At 72.0% G+C, this 20669-nt stretch carries 22 protein-coding genes; 8 read left to right on the top strand and 14 right to left on the bottom strand.

All coding sequences use genetic code 11. From position 1 onward, the window contains the following. The first annotated feature begins 63 nt into the window (after positions 1–63). Together ACZ7G3_RS00345 and ACZ7G3_RS00340 are read left to right on the top strand one after the other, a co-directional pair. Complete coding sequence (locus tag ACZ7G3_RS00345; protein ID WP_003974443.1) at positions 64–267, top strand: cold-shock protein; 204 nt, start codon at positions 64–66, stop codon at positions 265–267. Positions 268–410: 143 nt separating this feature from the next. Further along, positions 411–1055: a class I SAM-dependent methyltransferase gene (locus ACZ7G3_RS00340; protein WP_426599878.1), complete on the top strand. Its 645-nt coding sequence runs from the start codon at positions 411–413 to the stop codon at positions 1053–1055. Positions 1056–1100: 45 nt separating this feature from the next. On the opposite strand, the gene ACZ7G3_RS00335 is transcribed toward ACZ7G3_RS00340, so the two are convergent. Next, entirely contained in the window at positions 1101–3029 is a 1929-nt protein-coding gene (locus tag ACZ7G3_RS00335) for an AMP-dependent synthetase/ligase (protein WP_470922639.1), read from the bottom strand. Between the two features lie 480 nt (positions 3030–3509). Here ACZ7G3_RS00335 and ACZ7G3_RS00330 point away from each other — a divergent pair, with 480 nt between their 5' ends. Next, positions 3510–3704: a hypothetical protein gene (locus tag ACZ7G3_RS00330; RefSeq protein WP_470923201.1), complete on the top strand. Its 195-nt coding sequence runs from the start codon at positions 3510–3512 to the stop codon at positions 3702–3704. Beyond that, positions 3704–4573, top strand: a complete 870-nt coding sequence (locus tag ACZ7G3_RS00325; protein ID WP_470922638.1) for a MaoC family dehydratase — start codon at positions 3704–3706, stop codon at positions 4571–4573. Before ACZ7G3_RS00330 ends, ACZ7G3_RS00325 begins: the two co-directional genes overlap by 1 nt. Here ACZ7G3_RS00325 and ACZ7G3_RS00320 read toward each other — a convergent pair. The 10 genes from ACZ7G3_RS00320 to ACZ7G3_RS00275 form a co-directional block, all read right to left on the bottom strand. After that, on the bottom strand, positions 4561–5325 hold the full coding sequence (locus tag ACZ7G3_RS00320) for a TetR/AcrR family transcriptional regulator (protein ID WP_470922637.1): 765 nt from the start codon (positions 5323–5325) through the stop codon (positions 4561–4563). The two genes, ACZ7G3_RS00325 and ACZ7G3_RS00320, sit on opposite strands and share 13 nt — an antisense overlap. Positions 5326–5422: 97 nt before the next feature. After that, complete coding sequence (locus tag ACZ7G3_RS00315) at positions 5423–6736, bottom strand: dicarboxylate/amino acid:cation symporter (RefSeq protein WP_470923172.1); 1314 nt, start codon at positions 6734–6736, stop codon at positions 5423–5425. Between the two features lie 314 nt (positions 6737–7050). After that, positions 7051–7350: a DUF4229 domain-containing protein gene (locus ACZ7G3_RS00310; protein WP_426522278.1), complete on the bottom strand. Its 300-nt coding sequence runs from the start codon at positions 7348–7350 to the stop codon at positions 7051–7053. Positions 7351–7563: 213 nt separating this feature from the next. Next, complete coding sequence (locus ACZ7G3_RS00305) at positions 7564–8088, bottom strand: GNAT family N-acetyltransferase (protein WP_470922636.1); 525 nt, start codon at positions 8086–8088, stop codon at positions 7564–7566. A gap of 16 nt (positions 8089–8104) precedes the next feature. After that, entirely contained in the window at positions 8105–8755 is a 651-nt protein-coding gene (locus ACZ7G3_RS00300) for a UdgX family uracil-DNA binding protein (protein ID WP_470922635.1), read from the bottom strand. Positions 8756–8831: 76 nt separating this feature from the next. Beyond that, positions 8832–9995, bottom strand: a complete 1164-nt coding sequence (gene mqnE, locus ACZ7G3_RS00295; protein ID WP_426599883.1) for an aminofutalosine synthase MqnE — start codon at positions 9993–9995, stop codon at positions 8832–8834. 48 nt (positions 9996–10043) lie between these two features. Then, positions 10044–10499 (bottom strand): Lrp/AsnC family transcriptional regulator, encoded by a 456-nt coding sequence (locus ACZ7G3_RS00290; protein WP_426522274.1) that lies wholly within the window; start codon positions 10497–10499, stop codon positions 10044–10046. A 203-nt stretch (positions 10500–10702) separates the two neighbouring features. Further along, a complete protein-coding gene (locus tag ACZ7G3_RS00285) occupies positions 10703–11392 on the bottom strand; it encodes a UbiX family flavin prenyltransferase (protein WP_426599884.1) in 690 nt (229 codons plus the stop codon). A gap of 199 nt (positions 11393–11591) precedes the next feature. After that, positions 11592–12584 (bottom strand): helix-turn-helix domain-containing protein, encoded by a 993-nt coding sequence (locus ACZ7G3_RS00280; RefSeq protein ID WP_470922634.1) that lies wholly within the window; start codon positions 12582–12584, stop codon positions 11592–11594. After that, positions 12581–13417 (bottom strand): peptidoglycan-binding protein, encoded by an 837-nt coding sequence (locus tag ACZ7G3_RS00275; protein ID WP_470922633.1) that lies wholly within the window; start codon positions 13415–13417, stop codon positions 12581–12583. Before ACZ7G3_RS00275 ends, ACZ7G3_RS00280 begins: the two co-directional genes overlap by 4 nt. Positions 13418–13806: 389 nt before the next feature. Between ACZ7G3_RS00275 and ACZ7G3_RS00270 the strand changes: the two genes are divergently transcribed. The 3 genes from ACZ7G3_RS00270 (at position 13807) to ACZ7G3_RS00260 (ending at position 15762) form a co-directional block, all read left to right on the top strand. Then, the gene (locus ACZ7G3_RS00270; RefSeq protein WP_470922632.1) at positions 13807–14241 is read left to right on the top strand and encodes a peptidoglycan-binding domain-containing protein; all 435 of its coding nucleotides are present in this window, start codon (positions 13807–13809) and stop codon (positions 14239–14241) included. A 193-nt stretch (positions 14242–14434) separates the two neighbouring features. Then, positions 14435–14701: a twin-arginine translocation signal domain-containing protein gene (locus ACZ7G3_RS00265; RefSeq protein ID WP_345591181.1), complete on the top strand. Its 267-nt coding sequence runs from the start codon at positions 14435–14437 to the stop codon at positions 14699–14701. Continuing rightward, positions 14698–15762 (top strand): peptidoglycan recognition protein family protein, encoded by a 1065-nt coding sequence (locus ACZ7G3_RS00260; RefSeq protein WP_426599888.1) that lies wholly within the window; start codon positions 14698–14700, stop codon positions 15760–15762. Before ACZ7G3_RS00265 ends, ACZ7G3_RS00260 begins: the two co-directional genes overlap by 4 nt. A 109-nt stretch (positions 15763–15871) precedes the next feature. Here the strand turns inward: ACZ7G3_RS00260 and mqnP are convergent, their stop codons facing one another. Beyond that, positions 15872–16777: a menaquinone biosynthesis prenyltransferase MqnP gene (mqnP, locus tag ACZ7G3_RS00255; protein ID WP_426599889.1), complete on the bottom strand. Its 906-nt coding sequence runs from the start codon at positions 16775–16777 to the stop codon at positions 15872–15874. Beyond that, positions 16774–18231, bottom strand: coding sequence for a menaquinone biosynthesis decarboxylase (locus ACZ7G3_RS00250; protein WP_470922631.1), 1458 nt, complete (start codon positions 18229–18231; stop codon positions 16774–16776). Before ACZ7G3_RS00250 ends, mqnP begins: the two co-directional genes overlap by 4 nt. Before the next feature lie 90 nt (positions 18232–18321). On the opposite strand from ACZ7G3_RS00250, the gene ACZ7G3_RS00245 reads away from it, so the two are divergent. Beyond that, complete coding sequence (locus ACZ7G3_RS00245) at positions 18322–18714, top strand: PLD nuclease N-terminal domain-containing protein (RefSeq protein ID WP_470922630.1); 393 nt, start codon at positions 18322–18324, stop codon at positions 18712–18714. 33 nt (positions 18715–18747) lie between these two features. Here the strand turns inward: ACZ7G3_RS00245 and ACZ7G3_RS00240 are convergent, their stop codons facing one another. Continuing rightward, positions 18748–20646, bottom strand: a complete 1899-nt coding sequence (locus tag ACZ7G3_RS00240; RefSeq protein ID WP_470922629.1) for a serine/threonine-protein kinase — start codon at positions 20644–20646, stop codon at positions 18748–18750. Positions 20647–20669 lie beyond the last annotated feature (23 nt).

Raw genomic sequence — 20669 nt, 5'->3', positions numbered from 1 at the left:
AATTCCCGTCTTCACACTTGCTGGTTCTGGAGCAGGGCAACCCTTTGGGCCCAAGGAGGGCTTATGGCTACCGGAACCGTGAAGTGGTTCAACGCCGAAAAGGGCTTTGGTTTCATCGCCCAGGAAGGCGGCGGCCCGGACGTCTTCGTCCACTACTCCGCGATCAACGCTCAGGGATTCCGTTCCCTCGAGGAGAACCAGCAGGTGTCCTTCGACGTCACGCAGGGTCCGAAGGGCCCGCAGGCGGAGAATGTCACTCCTGTCTGATTGACAGCAGTACCCAAGGAGCCCCGCGCCGACTTCGGCGACGGGGCTCCTGCCCTTTCCGGCGGCCGTTTCTGAATTCTTCGTGAAATCCCGCCGTCAGCGGCCACCGCCGGCCACCGCCGGCCACCGCTAGGGTCCCCGCCATGACTGACGACACCGGCTTCCTGGACACCACCCGGACCTTCTACGACACCATCGCCGAGGACTACGCCGACCGCTTCCGGTCCGCCGGCGCCGGCACCCCGCTGGACCGGGCGCTGATGAGCGCCTTCGCCGAGCTGGTGGGACCGGAGGGGCAGGTGGCCGACCTGGGCTGCGGGCCCGGCCGGGTCACCGCCCACCTCGCCTCGCTCGGCCTGCGGGTCTTCGGCCTCGACCTCTCCGCCTCGATGCTCGCGATCGCGCGCCGCGAGAACCCCGGCCTCCGGTTCGAGCAGGGCTCCATGCTGGAGCTGGACCTGCCCGACGGCGCCCTCGCGGGCGCGGTCTCCTGGTACTCGTCGATCCACACGCCGTGGGAGCGGCTGCCGGACCTCTTCGGGGAGATCCGGCGCGTGCTGGCCCCCGGCGGGCACCTGCTCCTCGCCTTCCAGGCCGGCGACGAGCCCCTCCGCCTCGACCGGCCCTTCGGCCACCCCGTCGCCCTGGACTTCGAGCGGCGGCGTCCCGAGCCGATGGCGGAGCTGCTGGAGAAGGCCGGGTTCACGGTGCTGTCCCGTACGGTGCGCGTACAGGAGGAGGACACCTCCTCGAAGGTCCCGCAGGCCTGCCTCATCGCCCGCCGCTGACCGCCCGGCGGTGGCGGCCCCGCGCACGACCGCCCGGCAGGGGGCCTACGTCTCGTACAGCCCCTCGACCGCATCCGCGAAGTCCCGCATGATCTCCTCGCGCCGGAGCTTCATCGACGGCGTCAGATGGCCCTCCCACTCCGTGAAGTCCCTCGGCAGGACGGCGAAGCGGCGGATGGACTCCGGGCGGGAAACGAGCTTGTTGGCCTCGTCGACCGCCCGCTGGAGCACCGCCAGGACCTCCTCGTCGTCGGTCAGCAGCTCCGGCGGCACGGGGTGCTTGCCGTTCATGCGACGCCAGTGGGTGACGCCGTCGGGGTCGAGGGTGAACAGGGCGGCGACGTAGGGGCGGCGGTCGCCCAGGACGATGCACTGGGAGATCAGGGGGTGGGAGCGCAGCCAGTCCTCCAGCGGGGCCGGGGCCACGCTCTTGCCGCCCGCGGTGATCAGCAGTTCCTTCTTGCGTCCGGTGATCGTCAGGTAGCCCTCGTCGTCCAGGCTGCCGATGTCGCCGGTGGCGAGCCAGCCGTCGGGGGCGGCCGGGACGACGCCGCCCGCCTCGGTGTCCCAGTAGCCGTGCAGGACCTGGTCGCCGGCGACGAGGATCTCGCCGTCGGCGGCGATGCGGACGCGGGTGCCGGGCAGCGGCCAGCCGACCGTGCCGAGCCGCGGCTTCAGCGGGGGTGTCACCGTCGCGGCGGCCGTGGTCTCGGTGAGGCCGTACCCCTCGAAGATCTCGATGCCGGCCCCGGCGTAGAAGGCGGCCAGGCGGCGGCCGAGCGGGGAGCCGCCGCAGATGGCGTACCGGACCCGGCCGCCCATGGCGGCCCGGATCCTGCGGAAGACGAGGGGGTCGTAGAAGGAGCGGGCGGTCTTCAGGGCACGGCCCGGGCCGCCGCCCGTGCCCGCCTGGCGGGCCTCCATGGCCTCGCCGTAGCGCACCGCCACCGAGACGGCGCGGTCGAAGGCCGAGGCCCGGCCGCCCGACTCGGCCTTGGCGCGGGCGCTGTTGAAGACCTTCTCCAGCATGTACGGGATGGTGAGGAGGCAGGTCGGGCGGAAGGCCGCCAGGTCCGGCAGCAGGTTCTCGGGTTTCAGGCTCGGCGCGTGGCCGAGGCGGACCCGGGCGCGGACGCAGGCCACGGCGACCATGCGGCCGAACACGTGGGACATCGGGAGGAAGAGCAGGATCGACGGCTCCTCGCCCGTCTGCGCCTTGAAGACGGGGTAGAGCAGCTCGATGGCGTTGTCGACCTCGGCGAAGAAGTTGCCGTGGGTCAGCGCGCAGCCCTTGGGGCGGCCGGTGGTGCCCGACGTGTAGACCAGGGTGGCGAGCGTGCTCGGGCTCAGCATGCCCCGGCGGACGTCCACCTCCGCGTCCGGCACCCTCGCCCCCAGCTCCGCCAGCCGCTCCACGTGCCCGTTCTCCATGACCCACAGGTGCTTGAGGTCGGGGATGCGGTCCAGCTCGGGGCCGAGGGCCGCGGCCTGCGCGGCGGTCTCGGTGACCAGGGTGACCGCGCCGCAGTCCTGGAGGATCCAGCGGGTCTGGAAGAGGGAGGAGGTCGGGTAGACGGGGACGGTGACCAGGCCGGCCGCCCACGCGGCGAAGTCCAGCAGCGTCCACTCGTACGTCGTACGGGCCATGATCGCGACGCGGTCGCCCGGCGCCAGACCCTCGGCGATCATGCCCTTGGCCACCGCCAGCACCTGCCCGGCGAACTCGGCCGCCGTCACGTCGGACCAGCCCCCGTCCGGTGACCTGCGGCTGAGGACCACCTGGTCCCCGGCCGCGGCCGCGTTGTCGAAGGGCAGGTCGGCGAGCGAGCCGCGGCGCACCGGCGGCGCGAACGGCGGTACGTACGCCTCCCGTACGGCCCCGTCCAGCCGCCGCGTCTCGGGCGCCACCAGGGTGGGGCCGGGCGAGTCGGCGTAGGCGGCGGACGCGGCGAAGGAGGGAAGCGGGGTGGACACGGGCGGCTCCTGGGACGTGCAGCGGCGGGACTGCTTCTGCTGTCACTGCTCTGCTGTCACTGCTCTGCTGTCACTTCTGTAACTGCTGCATGGCTGCAACTGCGGCAAGTGCGGCAAGTCCGGCAACTGTTCTGCTGCTTGACGTACGTGCCTCGCGCGCCGAGGTGTTCATCTCCGTGCGCCGAGGCGTGCATCGCCGGGTTCCTCGGACGTGGGTCACCGGCGGTCGGTCCCGGGATCGTACGGGCCCCTCGTGGGGAGTTGGTGCGGGTTCCGGGATGGTCCTGCGGCGGGGGTGTGCAGTCTCGGGGGTTACCTGCCAGTAGGTCATGTTCGTCCCGCTATGGCCACGTCGTCCCGACCATCCGCCCGCCGAGGACCTCACCTCGACCCGCTTCCCGTTCACAACCTTGTCTTACCACCGGTAACTTAACTCCAGAGTAAGGCAGTCCGGAGCAGTCACGAAGCTGGGAGTCACCCATGGCCGACCGCTGTCCGAGCTTCACCGGCACCGCGCCCGGCCGTTTCCTCACCCGCCGCCTCGGCCTGCCGGCCGACGTCGCCGAGACCACCGCCCGGCTCGCGCACCCGGCCTCGGGCGCGGTCAACGGCCAGGTCGTACGGGTCTGCGCCCAGGTCGTACGGGTCTGCGGCCAGAGCCTGTTGGAGGCCTGATGACCACCGCGGCCCCCACGACGCGCACGCTGTCCCGCGTCCCCGCCCTCCCGCCGCTCCTCGCACGCGGCGCTCTGCTGTCGCCCGTCAGACGGCCCCGCCCGGACGCCGGCGTCCCCCGCACCCGGCTGGTGCTGCCCGGTCTGCGCGTCGACCTCGCGCGGCTGGCGGCCTACGAGAGGTTGTGCGGCTTCCCGACCGGGGCGGACGCGCTTCCGGTGACGTATCCGCACGTGCTGGCCTTCCCGATGACCATGCTGCTGATGAGCGGCCGGGACTTCCCGCTGCCCCTGCTCGGCCTGGTCCACACCTCGATCGGCATCACCCGCCGGGCCGTCATGCCGGCGACCGCCGCGTACGAACTCACCACGTACGTCGAGGGCCTGGCCCCGCACCGGCGCGGTACCGAGGCCTCGGTCGTGACGCAGGTACGGGCCGGCGCGGAGCCGGTGTGGGAGTCCCGCAGCACGTACCTGGCACGCCACCGGACGGACGGGCGGACCGCCCCCGAGGGCGCTCCCGCCGAGAGCCCGGGGCCCCTCCCCACCCGCGCCGCGTGGCACCTGCCGGGTGACATCGGGCGGCGCTACGGTGCCGCGTCCGGTGACCGCAACCCGATCCACCTGCACCCGCTCACCGCCCGCCCGTTCGGCTTCCCGCGGGCCGTCGCGCACGGCATGTGGACCGTGGCCCGGTGTCTCGCCCAGCACGGGACGCCGGACGCGGCCGTGGTGCGGGCGGAGTTCCGGGCGCCGGTGCTGCTGCCGGGGACGGTGACGTACGGGGCCGGGGACGGGCGGTTCGAGCTGCGCGGCGATGAGGGGCGGCGGCTGCACCTGTCCGGCGAGGCCGGGCCCTACCCGGCCTGAACCGGGGCCGCCTGGGCCGGGGTCGCCTGAACCGGGGCCGCCTGGGCCGGGGCCGCCTGAGCCGGGGCCGTCTGAGCCGCGGTCTCCCGGGCCGGGGGCTCCGGCCCGGAGTCCTCCGGCGGGGACCAGGGGCGGCCCGCCATCAGGTCGCCCAGGCCCGCCCAGGCGAAGTTCATCAGGGTCGCCGCCGCCTGCTTCGCGGTGACGCCCTCGGTGGCGCCCGCCCAGTCGGCGAGCGATTCGGCGGCGCCGACCAGCGCCTCGGCCAGCCCGGCGACCTCACCCGCGGGCAGGCGCGGGTCCCGGTGCGCGTCCCGCGCCGCGGCGGCGATCAGCTGCGTCACGAACACGACGATCTCCTCGCGCATCGCCGCCACCTCGGACGCGAACCGCTCACCATGGGTACGGGCGTGGAGGTGCAGCACCCGCCAGGCGTCGGGGTTCTCCGCGGTGTGGGTGAAGAACGCCCGCAGTCCCGACCAGAGTTGCCCGTCGGCGGGCAGCCCCGGACACACACCGGCCCGGACCGCCCCGGTGAGGGCCCGGGCCTCGCGGCGGATGCAGGCGGTGAAGAGGTCGTCCTTCGAGTTCAGGTACAGATAGACCAGCGGCTTGGAGACGCCCGCCAGTTCGGCGATCTCGTCCATCGACGCCGCCATGTACCCGCGCTGCCCGAAGACGCGCACGGCGGCGTCCAGCATCTGCTGCTCACGGACCGCGCGCGGCATCCGCTTGGTTTTCCCAGCACCCATGCGCATCAGCGTACGGTCCGTGCGGCGGTGGTCAGGACGCCGACGCCGTCCCGACGCGAGGGTCGGGACGGCGTGGACGTGACGGACGGGACGACGGTCAGGCAGCGACCGGGACCGGCTCCGAGACCTGCTTCTCCTGCTCCGGCTCGTCGATCGGCGAGCTGTGCGCCGAGTCGTAGGCCTTGCGGTCGAGCAGCCCCTCGCGGGCCGAGACGATCACCGGGACGAGCGCTTGGCCTGCGACGTTCGTAGCCGTCCTCATCATGTCCAGGATCGGGTCGATCGCGAGGAGGAGGCCGACGCCCTCCATGGGCAGGCCCAGCGTGGACAGGGTCAGGGTCAGCATGACCGTGGCGCCGGTGAGGCCGGCCGTGGCGGCGGAGCCGACCACCGAGACGAAGGCGATCAGCAGGTAGTCGCCGACGCCGAGCTGGATGTCGAAGATCTGCGCGACGAAGATCGCGGCGATCGCCGGGTAGATCGCGGCGCAGCCGTCCATCTTGGTCGTCGCGCCGAACGGCACGGCGAAGGACGCGTACTCCTTCGGCACGCCGAGGCGCTCGGTGACCTTCTGGGTCAGCGGCATGGTGCCGACGGAGGAGCGGGAGACGAAGGCCAGCTGGATCGCGGGCCAGGCGCCCTTGAAGAACTGGAGCGGGCTGGCCTTGGCGACGGTGGCGAGCAGCACCGGGTAGACCACGAACATCACGATCGCGCAGCCGACGTAGATGTCGGCGGTGAAGGTGGCGTACTTGCCGATGAGGTCCCAGCCGTAGGTGGCGATGGCGTTGCCGATGAGGCCGACGGTGCCGAGCGGGGCGAGGCGGATGACCCACCACAGGGCCTTCTGGAGGAGTTCGAGGACGGACTCGCTCAGGTTCAGGATCGGCTGGGCCTTCTCGCCGAGCTGGAGGGCGGCGATACCGGCGACGGCGGCCATGAAGACGATCTGGAGCACGTTCAGCTCGGTGAACGGCGTGATGACGTCGGTGGGCACGATGCCGGTCAGGAAGTCGATCCAGGAGCCGGTGTTCTCGGGCTTCGCGCCGTCGGCCGGCGTGAGGCCGGTGCCGGCGCCGGGGTTGGTGACGAGGCCGATGGTCAGGCCGATGGCCACCGCGATCAGCGACGTGATCATGAACCAGAGAAGGGTGCGGGACGCCAGGCGGGCCGCGTTGTTGACCTTCCGCAGGTTGGTGATCGACACCAGGATCGCGAAGAAGACGAGCGGTGCGACGGCCAGCTTCAGCAGGCCGATGAAGGTGCCGCCGACCTTGTCGAGAGTGGTGACCAGCCAGGAGACGTCCTGGCTGCGGGCCAGCCAGCCGAGTAGGACGCCGAGGACGAGACCGGCGAGTATCTGGGCCCAGAAGGGCACCTTGAAGTACTTCGTGACGGAAGACACGGACAGGCTCCGTAAGGGGACGGGACGCGGGGACGGACGCGCTGGGCTGACGTGGAGAACGACGGATGAGGGGGAACGTCAGGGGCGACAGTTCGCGGACGCGCACCGACAGAGGTCCACGTGCAGGCGCGCCACGAGCGCGAGGCTCGGTGGGGTGTGGGGCGCGGCTGCGTGCTTCATGCACACGACTTTAACACCTGCGCTTTGGGACCCCCAAAGCCTCGCTTTGAGAGGCAGGGAGCGCGTACTGCCCGCAAAACGCAGAAGGCCCCGGTTTCCTGTGCTTTGGGAAACCGGGGCGTGCGGGTGCGTGACGTGCGTTACGAGGTCTGGCCCTGCGCGCGTGCCGCGTCGTCGGCGGTGTCCTCCTGGCCGCGGTTGGCCTCGAGGTTGGCCTTCATGCGCTCCACGCGGCCGGCGACCTGGACGGAGGCCCGGTCCCGTTCCTTGCGCAGCGCGATGTAGCTGATGGGGGCCGAGAGCAGCAGGGAGAGCAGGAGGATCCACATGCCGTTGGAGTCACCGAGACCGCGCGGGAACACGCCGGCGTAGACGAGCCCCCAGACGGCCACGAGGCAGCCCACGAAGATCCCGAGGCGCATCAGCGTGTAGCGGAGCATCTCAATCCACTCTTCCGTTTCTGGCACAAAGAGGCACTGTCCAGTGAAACATGCCGGGATGCCGTCCTTGCAGCGGGGTGGGGTCCTGCCGGCAGGGTGGGGGCCTGCCCGGCGGGGTGGGGGCCTGCCCGGCGAGGTCGGGTCCCGCCCGGCGGGCGGCAGGCGTGCCGGGCGGGCGGCAGGCGTGCCGGGCGGGCGGCAGGCGTGCCGGGCTCAGGTCAGCGGCAGCAGCAGGAAGACGTCGTCGCGGTCGTCGCCCGGCGCCACCCGGATCGCGCCGGGTACCCGGCCGACCTCCTTGTAGCCGCAGGACTCGTAGAACCGCTCCAGGCCGAGGCCGCCCCGGCAGGTGAGCCGGATCGCCTCGATGCCGTCGACGGTGCGGGCGGCGTCCGCGGCGGCGGCCATCAGGTCCCGGCCGTAGCCCCGGCCCTGGTGGCGCGGGTGGACCATCACCGTGTAGAGCCACAGCCAGTGGGTCATCAGCCGGTGCGTGTTGCGGGTGAGGAAGGCGGTGGCGGCCACCTGCCCCTCCTCGTCGTGGCCGACGAGGAGGCGGGTGCGGCCCTCGGCCATGGCCACCATGTGCTTGACCAGTTCGGGGCGGATGTCCTCCCTCGTCACCGGCGGTACGAAGCCCACGGAGCCGCCCGCGTTGGAGACGTCGGTCCACAGGTCGAGTACGCCGTCGCACAGTTGGGGAGTGACGGGCGGGTCGAAGGTGAAAGTAAGGGACACACCAGCATCGTAACCATTACGCGAGTGTCCGTGCCGCCACCTGGAGGTCCGAGACCAGCCCCCGGTACGCCCCGTCCCGGTCCTCGGCCCGCAGCACCGCCGAGGGGTGCACGGTGGGCACCAGCCGTTCCCGGCGGCCGTGGATCTCCTCCTCCAGCACCGTGCCGCGCACCCGCGTGACGCGGAACGAGGAGCCGAGCAGGGCCTTGCCCGCCGTGGCGCCGAGCACCACGATCAGTTCGGGTTCCACGCGGGCCAGCTCGGCGGCCAGCCAGGGCCCGCAGGCGGTCGTCTCACGCAGGGTGGGCGCCTTGTGGATACGGCGCTTGCGGGGCTCGGACCGCGTGAACTTGAAGTGCTTCACGGCGTTGGTGACGTACGCGTCGCCGGGATCGATCCCGGCCTCCTCCAGGGCCCGGTCCAGCAACCGGCCGGCCGGTCCGACGAAGGGCTCCCCCTCACGGTCCTCCTGGTCGCCGGGCTGCTCGCCGACCAGCATCACGCGGGCGTCCGCCTTTCCGGCGCCGAACACCGTCTGGGTGGCGGCCGCGTGCAGGGGGCAGCCCCTGCACCCGGCCGCCGCCTTGCGCAGGGCCGCGAGTCCGCCGCGTTCCGGGACGAAGGGGGCGGCGGTGTAGGCGTCCTCGGGAGCCTTGGTGGTGGCCATGCCCGCCGGGTACCCGGGGGCGTGGGCTGCGAACGAAGGGGCGGTCCGGGGGGCCGGGGGGTGGTCCGGGAGGGGGTCAGACCCGCATGGGCTGCGGCGAGTCCCTGCGTGCCGCGTCGGGTCCCTCGAACTCCCGGATGATCTCGTACCGGGTGTTCCGCTCGACCGGCCGGAACCCGGCGTCCCGGATCAGGTCGAGCAGGTCGTCCCGGGTCAGCTTGTTCGGCGTGCCGAAGTCGTCCGCGTCATGCGTGATCTTGTACTCGACGACCGAGCCGTCCATGTCGTCGGCGCCGTGCTGGAGGGCGAGCTGCGCGGTCTGGACGCCGTGCATGACCCAGAAGACCTTGACGTGCGGGACGTTGTCGAAGAGCAGCCGGGAGACCGCGAAGGTCTTCAGCGCCTCCGCTCCGGTCGCCATCTGAGTGCGGGCCTGGAGCCGGTTGCGGACCTTGCCGTCCTTCATGTCCACGAAGTCGTGCTGGTAGCGCAGCGGGATGAAGACCTGGAAGCCGTTCGTCTCGTCCTGCAGCTCGCGCAGGCGCAGCACGTGGTCCACGCGGTGGCGCGGCTCCTCGATGTGGCCGTAGAGCATGGTGCACGGGGTCTTGAGCCCCTTCTCGTGCGCCAGGCGGTGGATGCGCGACCAGTCCTCCCAGTGGGTGCGGTGGTCGACGATGTGCTGCCGCACCTCCCAGTCGAAGATCTCGGCACCGCCGCCGGTCAGGGACTCCAGGCCGGCGTCGATCAGCTCGTCGAGGATGTCGGAGGCGGACATCCCGGAGATGGTCTCGAAGTGGTGGATCTCGGTGGCGGTGAACGCCTTGAGCGACACGTTCGGCAGCGCGGCCTTCAGCTCCCGCAGGGAGCGCGGGTAGTAGCGCCACGGCAGGTTGGGGTGCAGGCCGTTGACGATGTGCAGCTCGGTGAGGTTCTCGCCCTCCATCTCCTTGGCGAGCTTCACCGCCTCCTCGATGCGCATCGTGTACGCGTCCTTCTCCCCCGGCTTGCGCTGGAAGGAGCAGTACGCGCAGGAGGCGGTGCACACGTTGGTCATGTTGAGGTGGCGGTTGACGTTGAAGTGGACGACGTCGCCGTTCTTCCGCGTCCGCACCTCGTGCGCGAGGCCGCCGAGCCAGGCGAGATCGTCCGACTCGTACAGCGCGATGCCGTCCTCGCGGGTCAGCCGCTCACCGGAACGGACCTTCTGCTCCAGCTCCCGCTTGAGCCCGGCGTCCATGCGATACCTCTTTCTGAGACAGACTCCGTAAACCGTACGCCCCGGGGGCTACACCTCTTCGGGCAGCTCGCCCACCCGGTTCTCCCACTTGGTGGAGAGCACGATGGTGGTGCGGGTCCGGGACACGCCCTTCGTGCCCGACAGCCGGCGGATGATGCTCTCCAGGCCGTCCACGTCGGCCGCGCGCACCTTGAGCATGTAGGAGTCGTCGCCGGCGATGAACCAGCAGTCCTCGATCTCCCGCAGCTCCTTGAGCCGCTGTGCCACGTCCTCGTGGTCGGCGGCGTCGGAGAGCGATACGCCGACCAGGGCGGTGACGCCGAGGCCGAGCGAGGCGGCGTCGACGGTGGCCCGGTAGCCGGTGATGACGCCGGCCGCCTCCAGCCGGTTGATGCGGTCGGTGACGCTGGGTCCGGAAAGTCCGACGAGGCGCCCCAGCTCCGCGTAGGAGGCCCGGCCGTTCTCCCTCAGGGCCTGGATGAGCTGCCTGTCCACCGCGTCCATGCGATCGAAGCCTTCCACTGAAGAGTTCTGGAGATGTGGGTAACAAACGTGTGGGGGGAGGTGGTGCTCGGGTGGTGCTCGATGGTTCTCGGGTGGTGCTCGATGGTGCTCGGGTGGTGCTCGATGGTTCTCGGGTGGTGCTCGATGGTGCTCGGGTGGTGCTCGATGGTGCTCGCCGGTCTCGCTGATGTCCGGGGTGGTGCTCAGTCGGTGGGGCGGGCCCCGCCGAGGTCGCCGCGCCAGCGGCGGTAGAGGTCGTGTCCGACGCCCGCCGCGTCGAGGACGCGTCCGGCGACGAAGTCCACCAGGTCCTGGATGTGCGTCGCCCCCGCGTAGAAGGCCGGCGAGGCGGGCACCACGGTCGCGCCCGCGTCGTCCAGTGTCACCAGGTGCCGCAGCGTCCGGCCGTCCAGCGGGGTCTCCCGCACGGCCACGACCAGCTTGCGGCGCTCCTTCAGGGTCACGCTCGCCGACCGCTGCAGCAGGTCCTTCGACAGCCCGAGCGCGACGCCCGCGACGCACGCCGTCGACGCGGGCACGATGAGCATGCCCTTGACGGGGTACGACCCCGAGGACGGCCCGGCCGCGAGGTCGCCCGCGCTCCAGTGCCGTACCCGGTCGCCGTCGAGGTCGACGTCGAAGGTGCCGGGCTTCCCGTCGGCGCCCCGGGACAGCCACGCGCGCAGGTCGGTCCGCCAGTGGGCGTCCCGGAAGGAGATGCCGGTCTCGTCGAGCAGCGTGAGCCGCGAGGCCCGGCTGACCACCAGGTCGACGCTCTCGCCCGCGGCGAGCAGTGCCCGCAGCACCGAGGCGGCATACGGAGTGCCGGAAGCGCCGGACACCCCCACGATCCAAGGCCGGCGCGGCGTCTCTCCTGGCTTGACTGGGTTCACGGGACCGAGCCTATCCGGCGCCGCGGAGTGGGAACCCGCCAAGGGTGCCCGGCCGTACCGGACGGGGTCGCCCTGCTGTGCCTTCCGGGCCTGGGCGACGTGACACGGGCGTCTTTTCCGAGGCGCCCCCGACCCCGAGGCGCTCCCCGCATCGAGGCGCCCCCGCCCCACGGCGCCCCGGCCCCGGGGTGGGCCCGGATCAGGTTCCGAAGCACTGCTCCGGCCCGCCGTCCGCGGGCAGCAGGCAGGCCTGCGCATTCGTCGGGTCGCCGCCGGTCATCAGGGTGTAGACGTAGCCGTCGGCGTCGTGCCGGTCCCGGATCGACGCGTGCCGGGTGGGACGGCCCGGGACCCTCAGCTCGATCCGGTCCCCGACCCGGCCCAGCCAGACCCGCGCCCAGAACGCGTCACAGTGCTCACTGTGCCGGATCTCCATGCGGGCCCCGCCGGGGAAGCGCGCCTCCGCCACGGCGCCGAATTCGGAGCCCGGCTCGGTACAGCCCTGCGACTCGGAATTCTCGCCGTCGCACGCCGTGCCCCGGCAACCGGGCTGTGCCGGGACCGGCTCGGCGGGTCCCCGGATCAGCGGAACGGCGGCGAGTACGACGGCGGACAGCAGGGCGGAGACCCCGACCGGCCACCAGCGGTGCACGATCCGGCGCCAGTGGCTCCACCGGCGCCACTGGCCGGGCGCCACCGCGCTCGGTCCCGGGTCCGTCACCGCGGCGCACTCGGAGCGCTCGGGTGCCCGCGGCGTCCGTGTCACCCCCGGCCATGGCTTCCAGGGCGTCAAGGGCTTCCATGGCGTCGGGAGGGTACGGTCCGTCTCCTCGTCGGCCGCCCGCCGCGGTGCGCGGTGCGGTGGGCGGTGCGGTGGGCGGTGCGGTGGGCGGTGCGTCTGCGGCGCGTCGGTGCCCCGCTCGCTCCCGTCGCCGCGCTGCCGCCTGCCGCTGCACTCGGTCTCGGCCACTTCCCACAGGGCCATCAGGCGCGCGGGCGGCTCGTCGGCCAGGGCGCAGAATTCGGCGACCGTTTCACGCGGCGGCAGATTGCGCCCGGTGAGATAGCGGTGCCAGGCCGACTTGCTGGCCGAGGTCCGGTCGGCCAGCGCCCCCAGGCTGAGCCCGGTCCGCTTCTTCAGCGCCACCAGCTCCGCCGCGAGCCCGGCCAGCTCCTCACGCCGCCCGCTCATCGGCGCAGCTCCTCCCAGGTGTGCTCGCCGATGACCCCGTCGACGACGAGACCCCCGCGGTCCTCCTGGAAACGCTTGACCGCTCGTTCCGTCATCGCGTCATAGGCGCCGTCGACTTCGGCCACCGGGTAGCCGTGGTACTCCAGCAGGCACTGGGCCTCCACCACGTCCCAGCTGATCACCAACTGGTGCAGGTAGGTCCGCCGGGTGTCGCTGTATCCGGCGGTGAGCAGGGCTCCCTTCCGCTCCACCGGGCAGTCGTAGGTGGTACCGGCCTCGAAGACGAAGTCGTCCGGCCGTTCCCGGTGGCTCACCCCGCCACGGTCCCAGGTCGCGGCGACGGTGACGGCCGTACTGGCCATGATCAGCAGCGATATCAGGTAGGGCGCCCGGTACCGGGCCCACGCCACAGGTCCTCGCCCGCCCTGCCGGGCCGCCCCGCCGTCCGGAGGCGTTCCGCCGTCCGGAGCCGTGCCGTCGGCCGGAGGCGTGCCGTCGGCGGGCACCGCCCCGTCGGCCTCCTCCCGGCCCGGGGCGGCCGGTAAAGAGGCACCCGAGGGAGGGGAACGGAGCCAGTCACCGGCCGCGAGCGCGTGCAGTGCCCGCAACCGGTCGCCGTCCTCGCCCGCCAGCGCGGCCAGCTCCGCGACCGCCTCGCGTGGCGGGAGCTTCTTGCCGTTGAGGTACCGCTCCCACGACGACCTGCTGTAACGGGTGCGCCGCTCCAGCGCGGCCAGACTCATTCCGGTGCGGTCCTTCAGCTCCCGAAGCCCGGTCACCAGGCGCCGGGCGGGCGGGCTGAGTTCCTCGGGCAGAGATCTCCACGGCGCCATGGCAGGAGGAAATCCTCTCGTTGCGGGCGTACTCCAGGGCCTTCTTCCCTTGTGTCCTCTCCCGTGTGGACCGCTTCCTCCGGAAGCGTCCCGGACCGTGCCCCGGAACAGAGCGCCCGGGCCGTGTCCCCGCAGGTGAGCGGCGGGGACGTCCCGGGGACACCCGGGACGTCCCGGATCATAGCGCTGCCGGGAAAACTGCCGACAGGCTGGACCGCGTCCGAACGAACCCGCTGGCGCGATCCGACGGGCCGTCAGCTTCCGTCGCGCAGAGAGCAGTTGCGATGCGCGCTCACCAGAGGACGGCTCTGCTGGCCGCGGCCACGGCGCTGGTCGGCGGAACGGCCGCGATCACCCGCACCCCCGCCACGACGACACAGGAGTGACTCGTGCACCTCGTACGAAGCAGCCGCCGCGCACGGCGATGGACGACAGTGCTGGCCGGTGCGACGGCCACCGCCGCACTGGTTCTGCTCCCCCTCGGCAACGCGCAGGCGGCGACGAACCACGTCCCGCGGGCGACCGCCCTGGCCGACTCCTGCCGCGGCGTCAGCACGGTCGGCCTCTACTGCGGCTATCACACAGGCACCGCCTGGGCCGAGCGCGGCAGCACCGGCGCCCATGTGAAGGAGATCCAGGCGCTGATCAACGAAACCACCCGCTACCCGCAAGCCGGCGGCGGCAAGCTGGCCGTGGACGGCGTCTACGGGCCCGCCACGGAGTCCGCCGTCACCTGGTTCCAGTGGTACTACATCGGCGAGAGCGCCTCCGACGGCATCGTCGGCCCCCAGACCTGGGACGAACTGCGCTACGGCAACCGCTGACCGCACCACAGGCACAGCGCACAGCACGCAGCACGCAACGCGCAGCACACGGCACACGGCACACGGCACACCACCACAGCACACCACCACAGCACGCAGCGCGGGGGTGCGGTCCGCCGGCCGACCGGCCGACCGCACCCCCGTGCTGCCGCCGAAGACGCGCCACCACCGAAGACCCGAAGAGGAGACAGCGTTGCCCCCCGAGCACACCACGCGCCGAGGCTTCATCGGCATGGCGGGCCGGACGGCCGCGGCCGTCACCGCGGCGGCCGCCCTGCCGGTCATCTGTACCGGTCCGGCCCACGCAGTCGGCGAGGACGAACTCTCCTTCGTCCTGAGCCACGACCACCCCGACGCGATCATCCCCGACGTGTCCGACGCCGACTACGCGGCGGGCGTCTCCCGCGAGCCGCTGAACGCGACGTGCGGCTGCGCGCTGCCCGGAGGTGAGGGCGCGTGAGTATCCCCCGTTTCGTTCCCCGCGCCTCCTGGGGCGCCCGGTCGGCCACCAAGATCAGCACGAACATCTCCCCGGAGCTCGGGGGCGTCGCCATCCACCACACCGGAGGGTTCCGCTTCGCCGCCGCCGACCACCGCGACTGCGCGGGCCAGGTCCGGGGCATCCAGCGGGACCACATGGACGGCAACGGCTGGTGGGACATCGCCTACACCTACCTGGTGTGCAATCACGGCTACGTGTTCGAGGGCCGGGGCGTGGGGCTCCGCTCGGCCGCCAACGGCTCCGACTTCGGCAATCAGCGGTACTACGCCATCTGCGGCCTGGTCGGCGGCTTCATCGTCTACGACGAGATCACTCCGCAGCTCGTCTACGGCTTCCGCAGCGCCATCGCCCACCTGCGCAGCGTCGGCAACGCGGGCACGGGCACGGAACCGCACGGCATCTTCGTCTCGACCGACTGCCCGGGGTCGCGCCTCTACAGCCTCATGCCCGACATGGAACCGGGACCGGGCAAGGGCAGCGGCGGCTGGGTGCCGAAGCCTCCCCCGCCCATGGACTCCTCGTACCCCTCGGCCCCCGTCTTCCCCGGTGTGTTCCTGCACTACCCGCCCGCGACGGTGCACTCGAGCGCCCGCACGTGGCAGCAGCGCATGGCGGCCCGCGGCTGGTCGATATCGGTGGACGGCGTCTACGGCGAGCAGTCCCGCCGGGTCTGCCTGGCCTTCCAGCAGGAGAAGGGACTGACCGTCGACGGCGTGGTCGGCGCCCGTACCTGGTACGCGGCCTGGAACACGCCCGTCACGAGCGGCGGCTCCGACCCGTCCGCGGCCCCGGCGTGGCCCGGCACACTGTTCAGCTACCCGCCGGCCACCGTCCACCCCGGCGTCCGCACCTGGCAGCAGCGCATGGCCGCGCGTGGCTGGAACATCGGCACCGACGGTGTGTACGGGCCGCAGTCCCGCACCGTGTGCCTCGCCTTCCAGCGGGAGAAGGGGCTCACCCCCGACGGCATCGTCGGCCCTGCCACCTGGCAGGCGGCTTGGGCCTCACCCGTCACCTGAGGCGCACCGTCACGCGACCGGTCACGCGACCGGTCACGCGGCCGGTCACGCGGCCAGGCCGTCACACGGTCGAGCCGTCACGCGGCCAGGCCCTCACACGGTCGAGCCGTCACACCGTCAGGCCCCGCACCAGCAGATCCAGCAGCGCGCACACGAACAGCGCGATGCCGATGAAGCCGTTGACGCTGAAGAACGCCCTGTTCAGGCGGGTCAGGTCATGGGGGCGCACGATGGTGTGCTCGTAGACGAAGGCGCCGGCGACGATCAGCAGGCCGAGCCAGAAGAAGACGCCGGCGTCGGTGGCGACGGCGTACCAGGCGAACAGGGCCGTGGTGACCGTGTGGCAGGCGCGGGCGCCCCAGATGGCCGCCGGGATGCCGAAGCGGGCCGGGACCGACTTCACGCCGACCTGCCGGTCGGTCTCGACGTCCTGGCAGGCGTAGATCAGGTCGAAGCCGCCGATCCAGATGCCGACCGCGAGGCCGAGGATCACGGCCTCCCAGGACCACTCACCGGTGATCGCCAGCCAGCCGCCGATGGGGCCCATCGCCTGGGCGAGGCCGAGGATGGCCTGCGGGAAGTTCGTGAACCGCTTGCCGTACGGGTAGACCACCATCGGGATCACGGCGACGGGGGCCAGGGCGAGGCAGAGCGGGTTGAGCAGGGCCGCCGCGCCCAGGAAGACGACGAGGGCGATCAGCGCGCCGGTCCAGGCGTGCTTGACCGACATGGCGCCGGTGACCAGTTCGCGGTGGGCGGTGCGCGGGTTGCGGGCGTCGATCTCGCGGTCGATGATCCGGTTGACCGCCATCGCGAAGGTGCGCAGGCCGACCATGGCGACGGTGACCAGGAGCAGCCGGCCCCAGTGGATGTTCTCGTCCCACTCGTACATCGCGGTCAGCGCGGCGATGTAGGCGAAGGGCAGCGCGAAGACCGAGTGCTCGATCATCACCAGGCGCAGGAACGCCTTGGTGCGCCCCGGCTGCTGCGGCAGCGCGGCGGAAGCCGACGTCACAGTCCGTACTCCTTCCAGCGGCGGTCGACCTTCGCCGCCGTCTCCGGGTCGGACAGCACCATGTCCGGCCAGCCCCCGTCCCGCGTGTACCCCTCCTCGGGCAGCTTCTTCGTGGCGTCGATGCCGGCCTTGCCGCCCCAGAACTGCTGGTAGGAGGCGTGGTCGAGGTGGTCGACCGGGCCTTCGACGACGGTGAGGTCGCGGCCGTAGTCGGTGTTGCCCAGCGCCCGCCAGGCGACCTCGTGCAGGTCGTGGACGTCGCAGTCGGAGTCGACGACCACGATCAGCTTGGTCAGGGACATCATGTGGGCGCCCCAGATGGCGTGCATGACCTTCTGGGCGTGCTTGGGGTACTTCTTGTCGATCGAGACGATCGCGCAGTTGTGGAAGCCGCCGGCCTCGGGGAGGTGGTAGTCCACGATGTCCGGGACGATGATCTTGAGGAGCGGGAGGAAGAACCGCTCCGTGGCCCGGCCCAGCGGGCCGTCCTCCGTCGGGGGCCGCCCGACCACGATCGACTGGAGCAGCGGACGCTTCCGCATCGTCACGCAGTCGATCTTCAGGGCGGGGAAGGGCTCCTGCGGGGTGTAGAAGCCGGTGTGGTCGCCGAAGGGGCCCTCGGGGAGCATCTCGCCGGGCTCCAGCCAGCCCTCGATGACGACCTCCGCCTGCGCCGGTACCTGGAGCGGGACGGTCTTGCAGTCGACCATCTCGATCCGCTTGCCCTGGAGGAACCCGGCGAAGAGGTACTCGTCGATGTCGCCGGGGAGCGGGGCGGTGGAGGCGTACGTCACGGCGGGCGGGCAGCCGAAGGCGATCGCGACGGGCAGGCGCTCGCCGCGCCGGGCGGCGACCTGGTAGTGGTTCCGGCTGTCCTTGTGGATCTGCCAGTGCATGCCGATGGTGCGCTTGTCGTGGCGCTGGAGGCGGTACAGGCCCAGGTTGCGGATGCCCGTCTCCGGGTCCTTGGTGTGGGTGAGGCCCAGGTTGAAGAAGGAGCCGCCGTCGTCGGGCCAGGTGAAGAGGGCGGGGAGCCGGTCGAGGTCCACGTCGTCGCCGGTGAGGACGACCTCCTGGACGGGGGCGCTGTCGCCCTTCACCTTCTTCGGCGGTACGTGCGTCATCGCGCCGAGCTTGCCGAAGGCCTCGCGGATGCCGACGAAGCCCTGGGGCAGCTCGGGCTTCAGCAGCCCGCCGATCTTGTCCGAGATGTCGGCGTACGACTTCAGGCCGAGGGCCTTGAGCAGGCGCCGGTCGGTGCCGAAGACGTTCATCGCGAGGGGCATGTCGGAGCCCTTCACGTTCTCGAAGAGAAGGGCGGGGCCGCCGGCCTTGTTCACTCGGTCGACGATCTCCCCGATCTCCAGGTGGGGATCCACCTCGGCCTTGATGCGCTTGAGGTCGCCGTCGCGCTCCAGGGCCCTGAGCAGGGAGCGAAGATCGTCGTAAGCCATGCCGTCCAGTATCCCCGAGCGGCTACCCTGGCCCTGTACCTGGGGGCCGTGACGCGTCCCCGCCCATCGCTTCCGCTGGAGAGAGGCCCCATGCTCCGGGTGCTGATGTTCGTCGTACCACTGGCGTTGAGCGTCTACGCGTTCATCGACTGCATCAGCACGAAGGACGCCGACATCCGCCACATGCCCAAACCGCTGTGGGCGATCCTCGTACTGCTCTTCCCGCTGGTCGGCTCGATCTCCTGGCTCATCGCCGGCAAGAAGCGGCAGCCGGCGGGCGCGTCGCCCCGGCTGGGCGGCGGCCGGCGGCAGTGGGTCGCGCCGGACGACAATCCCGAGTTCCTGAAGTCCCTCGGCAAGGACGAGGAGAAGCGCGGGCACGAAGACCGGGGCGACCGTGGCGAGGGCGGCCCGTCGGACACCGGCCGGAGCGGCCCCGAGGACGACGAGGACCGCAGGGGCGGCAGGCGGGACGAGGCCTGACGCTCCTCCGCGTCAGGCCCTGGTCCAGCTCCGTCAGATCCTGGTCCAGCGCTGGGAGGCGGAGCCGGTACACGTCGTGGTCGTCAGGCCGACCATGGACGCCCGGCGGTTGAGATCGAGGCAGCCGCCCGTGGTGAGGCTCCTGATCGAACCGTTCGCCCCCTCCCGCCACTCTCCGCCCGCCTGGCCGCAGGCGGCCCTGACGAGCCAGGCGTTCGCACTCCTGGCGTGGACGCACTGGGCTGTCCCCACGTTGAGGATCCTGAAGGCCCCGCCCGAGGTGCTCTGGAAGCGGAAGACGGCCATGTCGCCCGAGCAGTCGCCGTCGTCGATGGGGTAGCCGACGTACATGCACTTCCCGCTCGACCCGTTCTTCAGCATGAAGCTGTCCGACGTGGACCCGCCGCCGCCCTCCGAGCCGCCGTTGCCGGACCCGCTCGCCCCGGACCCGCTCGCCCCGGACCCTCTTCCCGAGCCGGAGGCACCCGAGCCGGACGACTCTCCCGCACCGGAGGATCCATCCGCTCCGGAGCCCGAGCCGCCGGAGCCCGAGTCGCCGCCGGACGCTCCTGCCGCGGCAGCCGCGTCCCCGCCCCCGCCGGGCGCGGTGCCGTCGCCGGCCTGGCCTCCGCCCTCCTCCCCTTCCCCGCTCTTGTCCTGCGTGTCCTTCGCGTCCTTCTTCCCGTCGTCGGGACTGCCGGAAGCGGAGGCGCGCGGGCCGGTAGGACCGGTCGAGCCGGTGGCGGAGTCCGCGGGGCCCGGGGTGGCGGTTCCGGTGGCCGCGGGCGGCGCGCCCGCGGCCCGGTCCTTGTCCGATTCGCTCATCACGTACGGCAGCAGCGTGACGCTCAGCGTCGTCCCCGTCACCACGACCGGGACCACGAGCGCCAGCACCTTCGTACGCCGCCGCCGCTCACGCCTCTCCGGCTGCCCGCCGGTGACCACGGGGACGGACGGTACGGAAGGGGCCGCCTCGTCCGGCTCGGGAAGCTGCGCGGGCTCCGGGACCGTCGAGGCGAAAGCCGCCCGCTCGGCCAGCGGACCGCTCACCGTCCCGGGCCACAGGGGCGGAGCGAACGGCCCGTGCCGCTCCGCGATCTCCACCAGCTCGGCCGCCGTCGGCCGGCCCTCGTGGTCCTTGTCCAGGCAGGACGCGACGACGTCGGCGAGTTCGGCGTCCAGCTCCCGCAGCGGCTGGAGGTCGGGTTCCTCGTGCACGATGCGGTACAGCACGGCGTGCCCGGACTCGTCGCCGAAGGGCGGCCGGCCGCTCGCCGCGTACGCGATCACCGAGCCGAGCGCGAAGACGTCGACGACGCCGCTCGACGCCCGTTTCCCGGAGGCCTGCTCGGGCGACATGTACGCGGGCGTGCCCACCACCATGCCGGTCTGCGTCAACTGGCTCTGCTCGGCGGCCCGGGCGACCCCGAAGTCGATGAGGGTGAGGCCGTCGAGGGTCAGCATGACGTTGGACGGTTTGAGGTCGCGGTGGACCATGTCCAGCGCGTGCACCGACGCCAGTGCGGTGGCGGCCTCCCGCAGGACGAGCCACAACGCCTCCGCGGGCAGGGGCCCGTGCAGGTCGACGGCCTCGCGCAGGGTGATGCCGGGCACGTAGGCGGTGGCGAACCACGGCGGCCGGGCGTCCCGGTCACCGGCGAGCAACGGCGCGGTGGCCTCCTCGGGCAGACGCGCGAGGTTGTCCAGCTCGTGCCCGAAGCGGCGGAGGAAGTCGTTGTCCTCGGCGATCGCCGTCGGCAGCACCTGTTTGACCGCCGCGTACCGGCCCTCGTGGACACCGAGGTAGACGCGGCCCATACCGCCGACGCCGAGCCGGCCCAGCAGCGGGATCGGTCCGATCCGGCGCGGGTCGTCATCCTCCAGCGGCTCGGCGCCACTGCCCGTGAGGCCGCTTCCGGCTTCCCCGCTCAACTCTCTCCCCGTTCACCGGCTGC

Source organism: Streptomyces sp. NPDC037271 (assembly GCF_055603605.1).
Note: the sequence above shows the minus strand (reverse complement) of the source record. Positions and strands in the feature narration are given on the sequence as shown.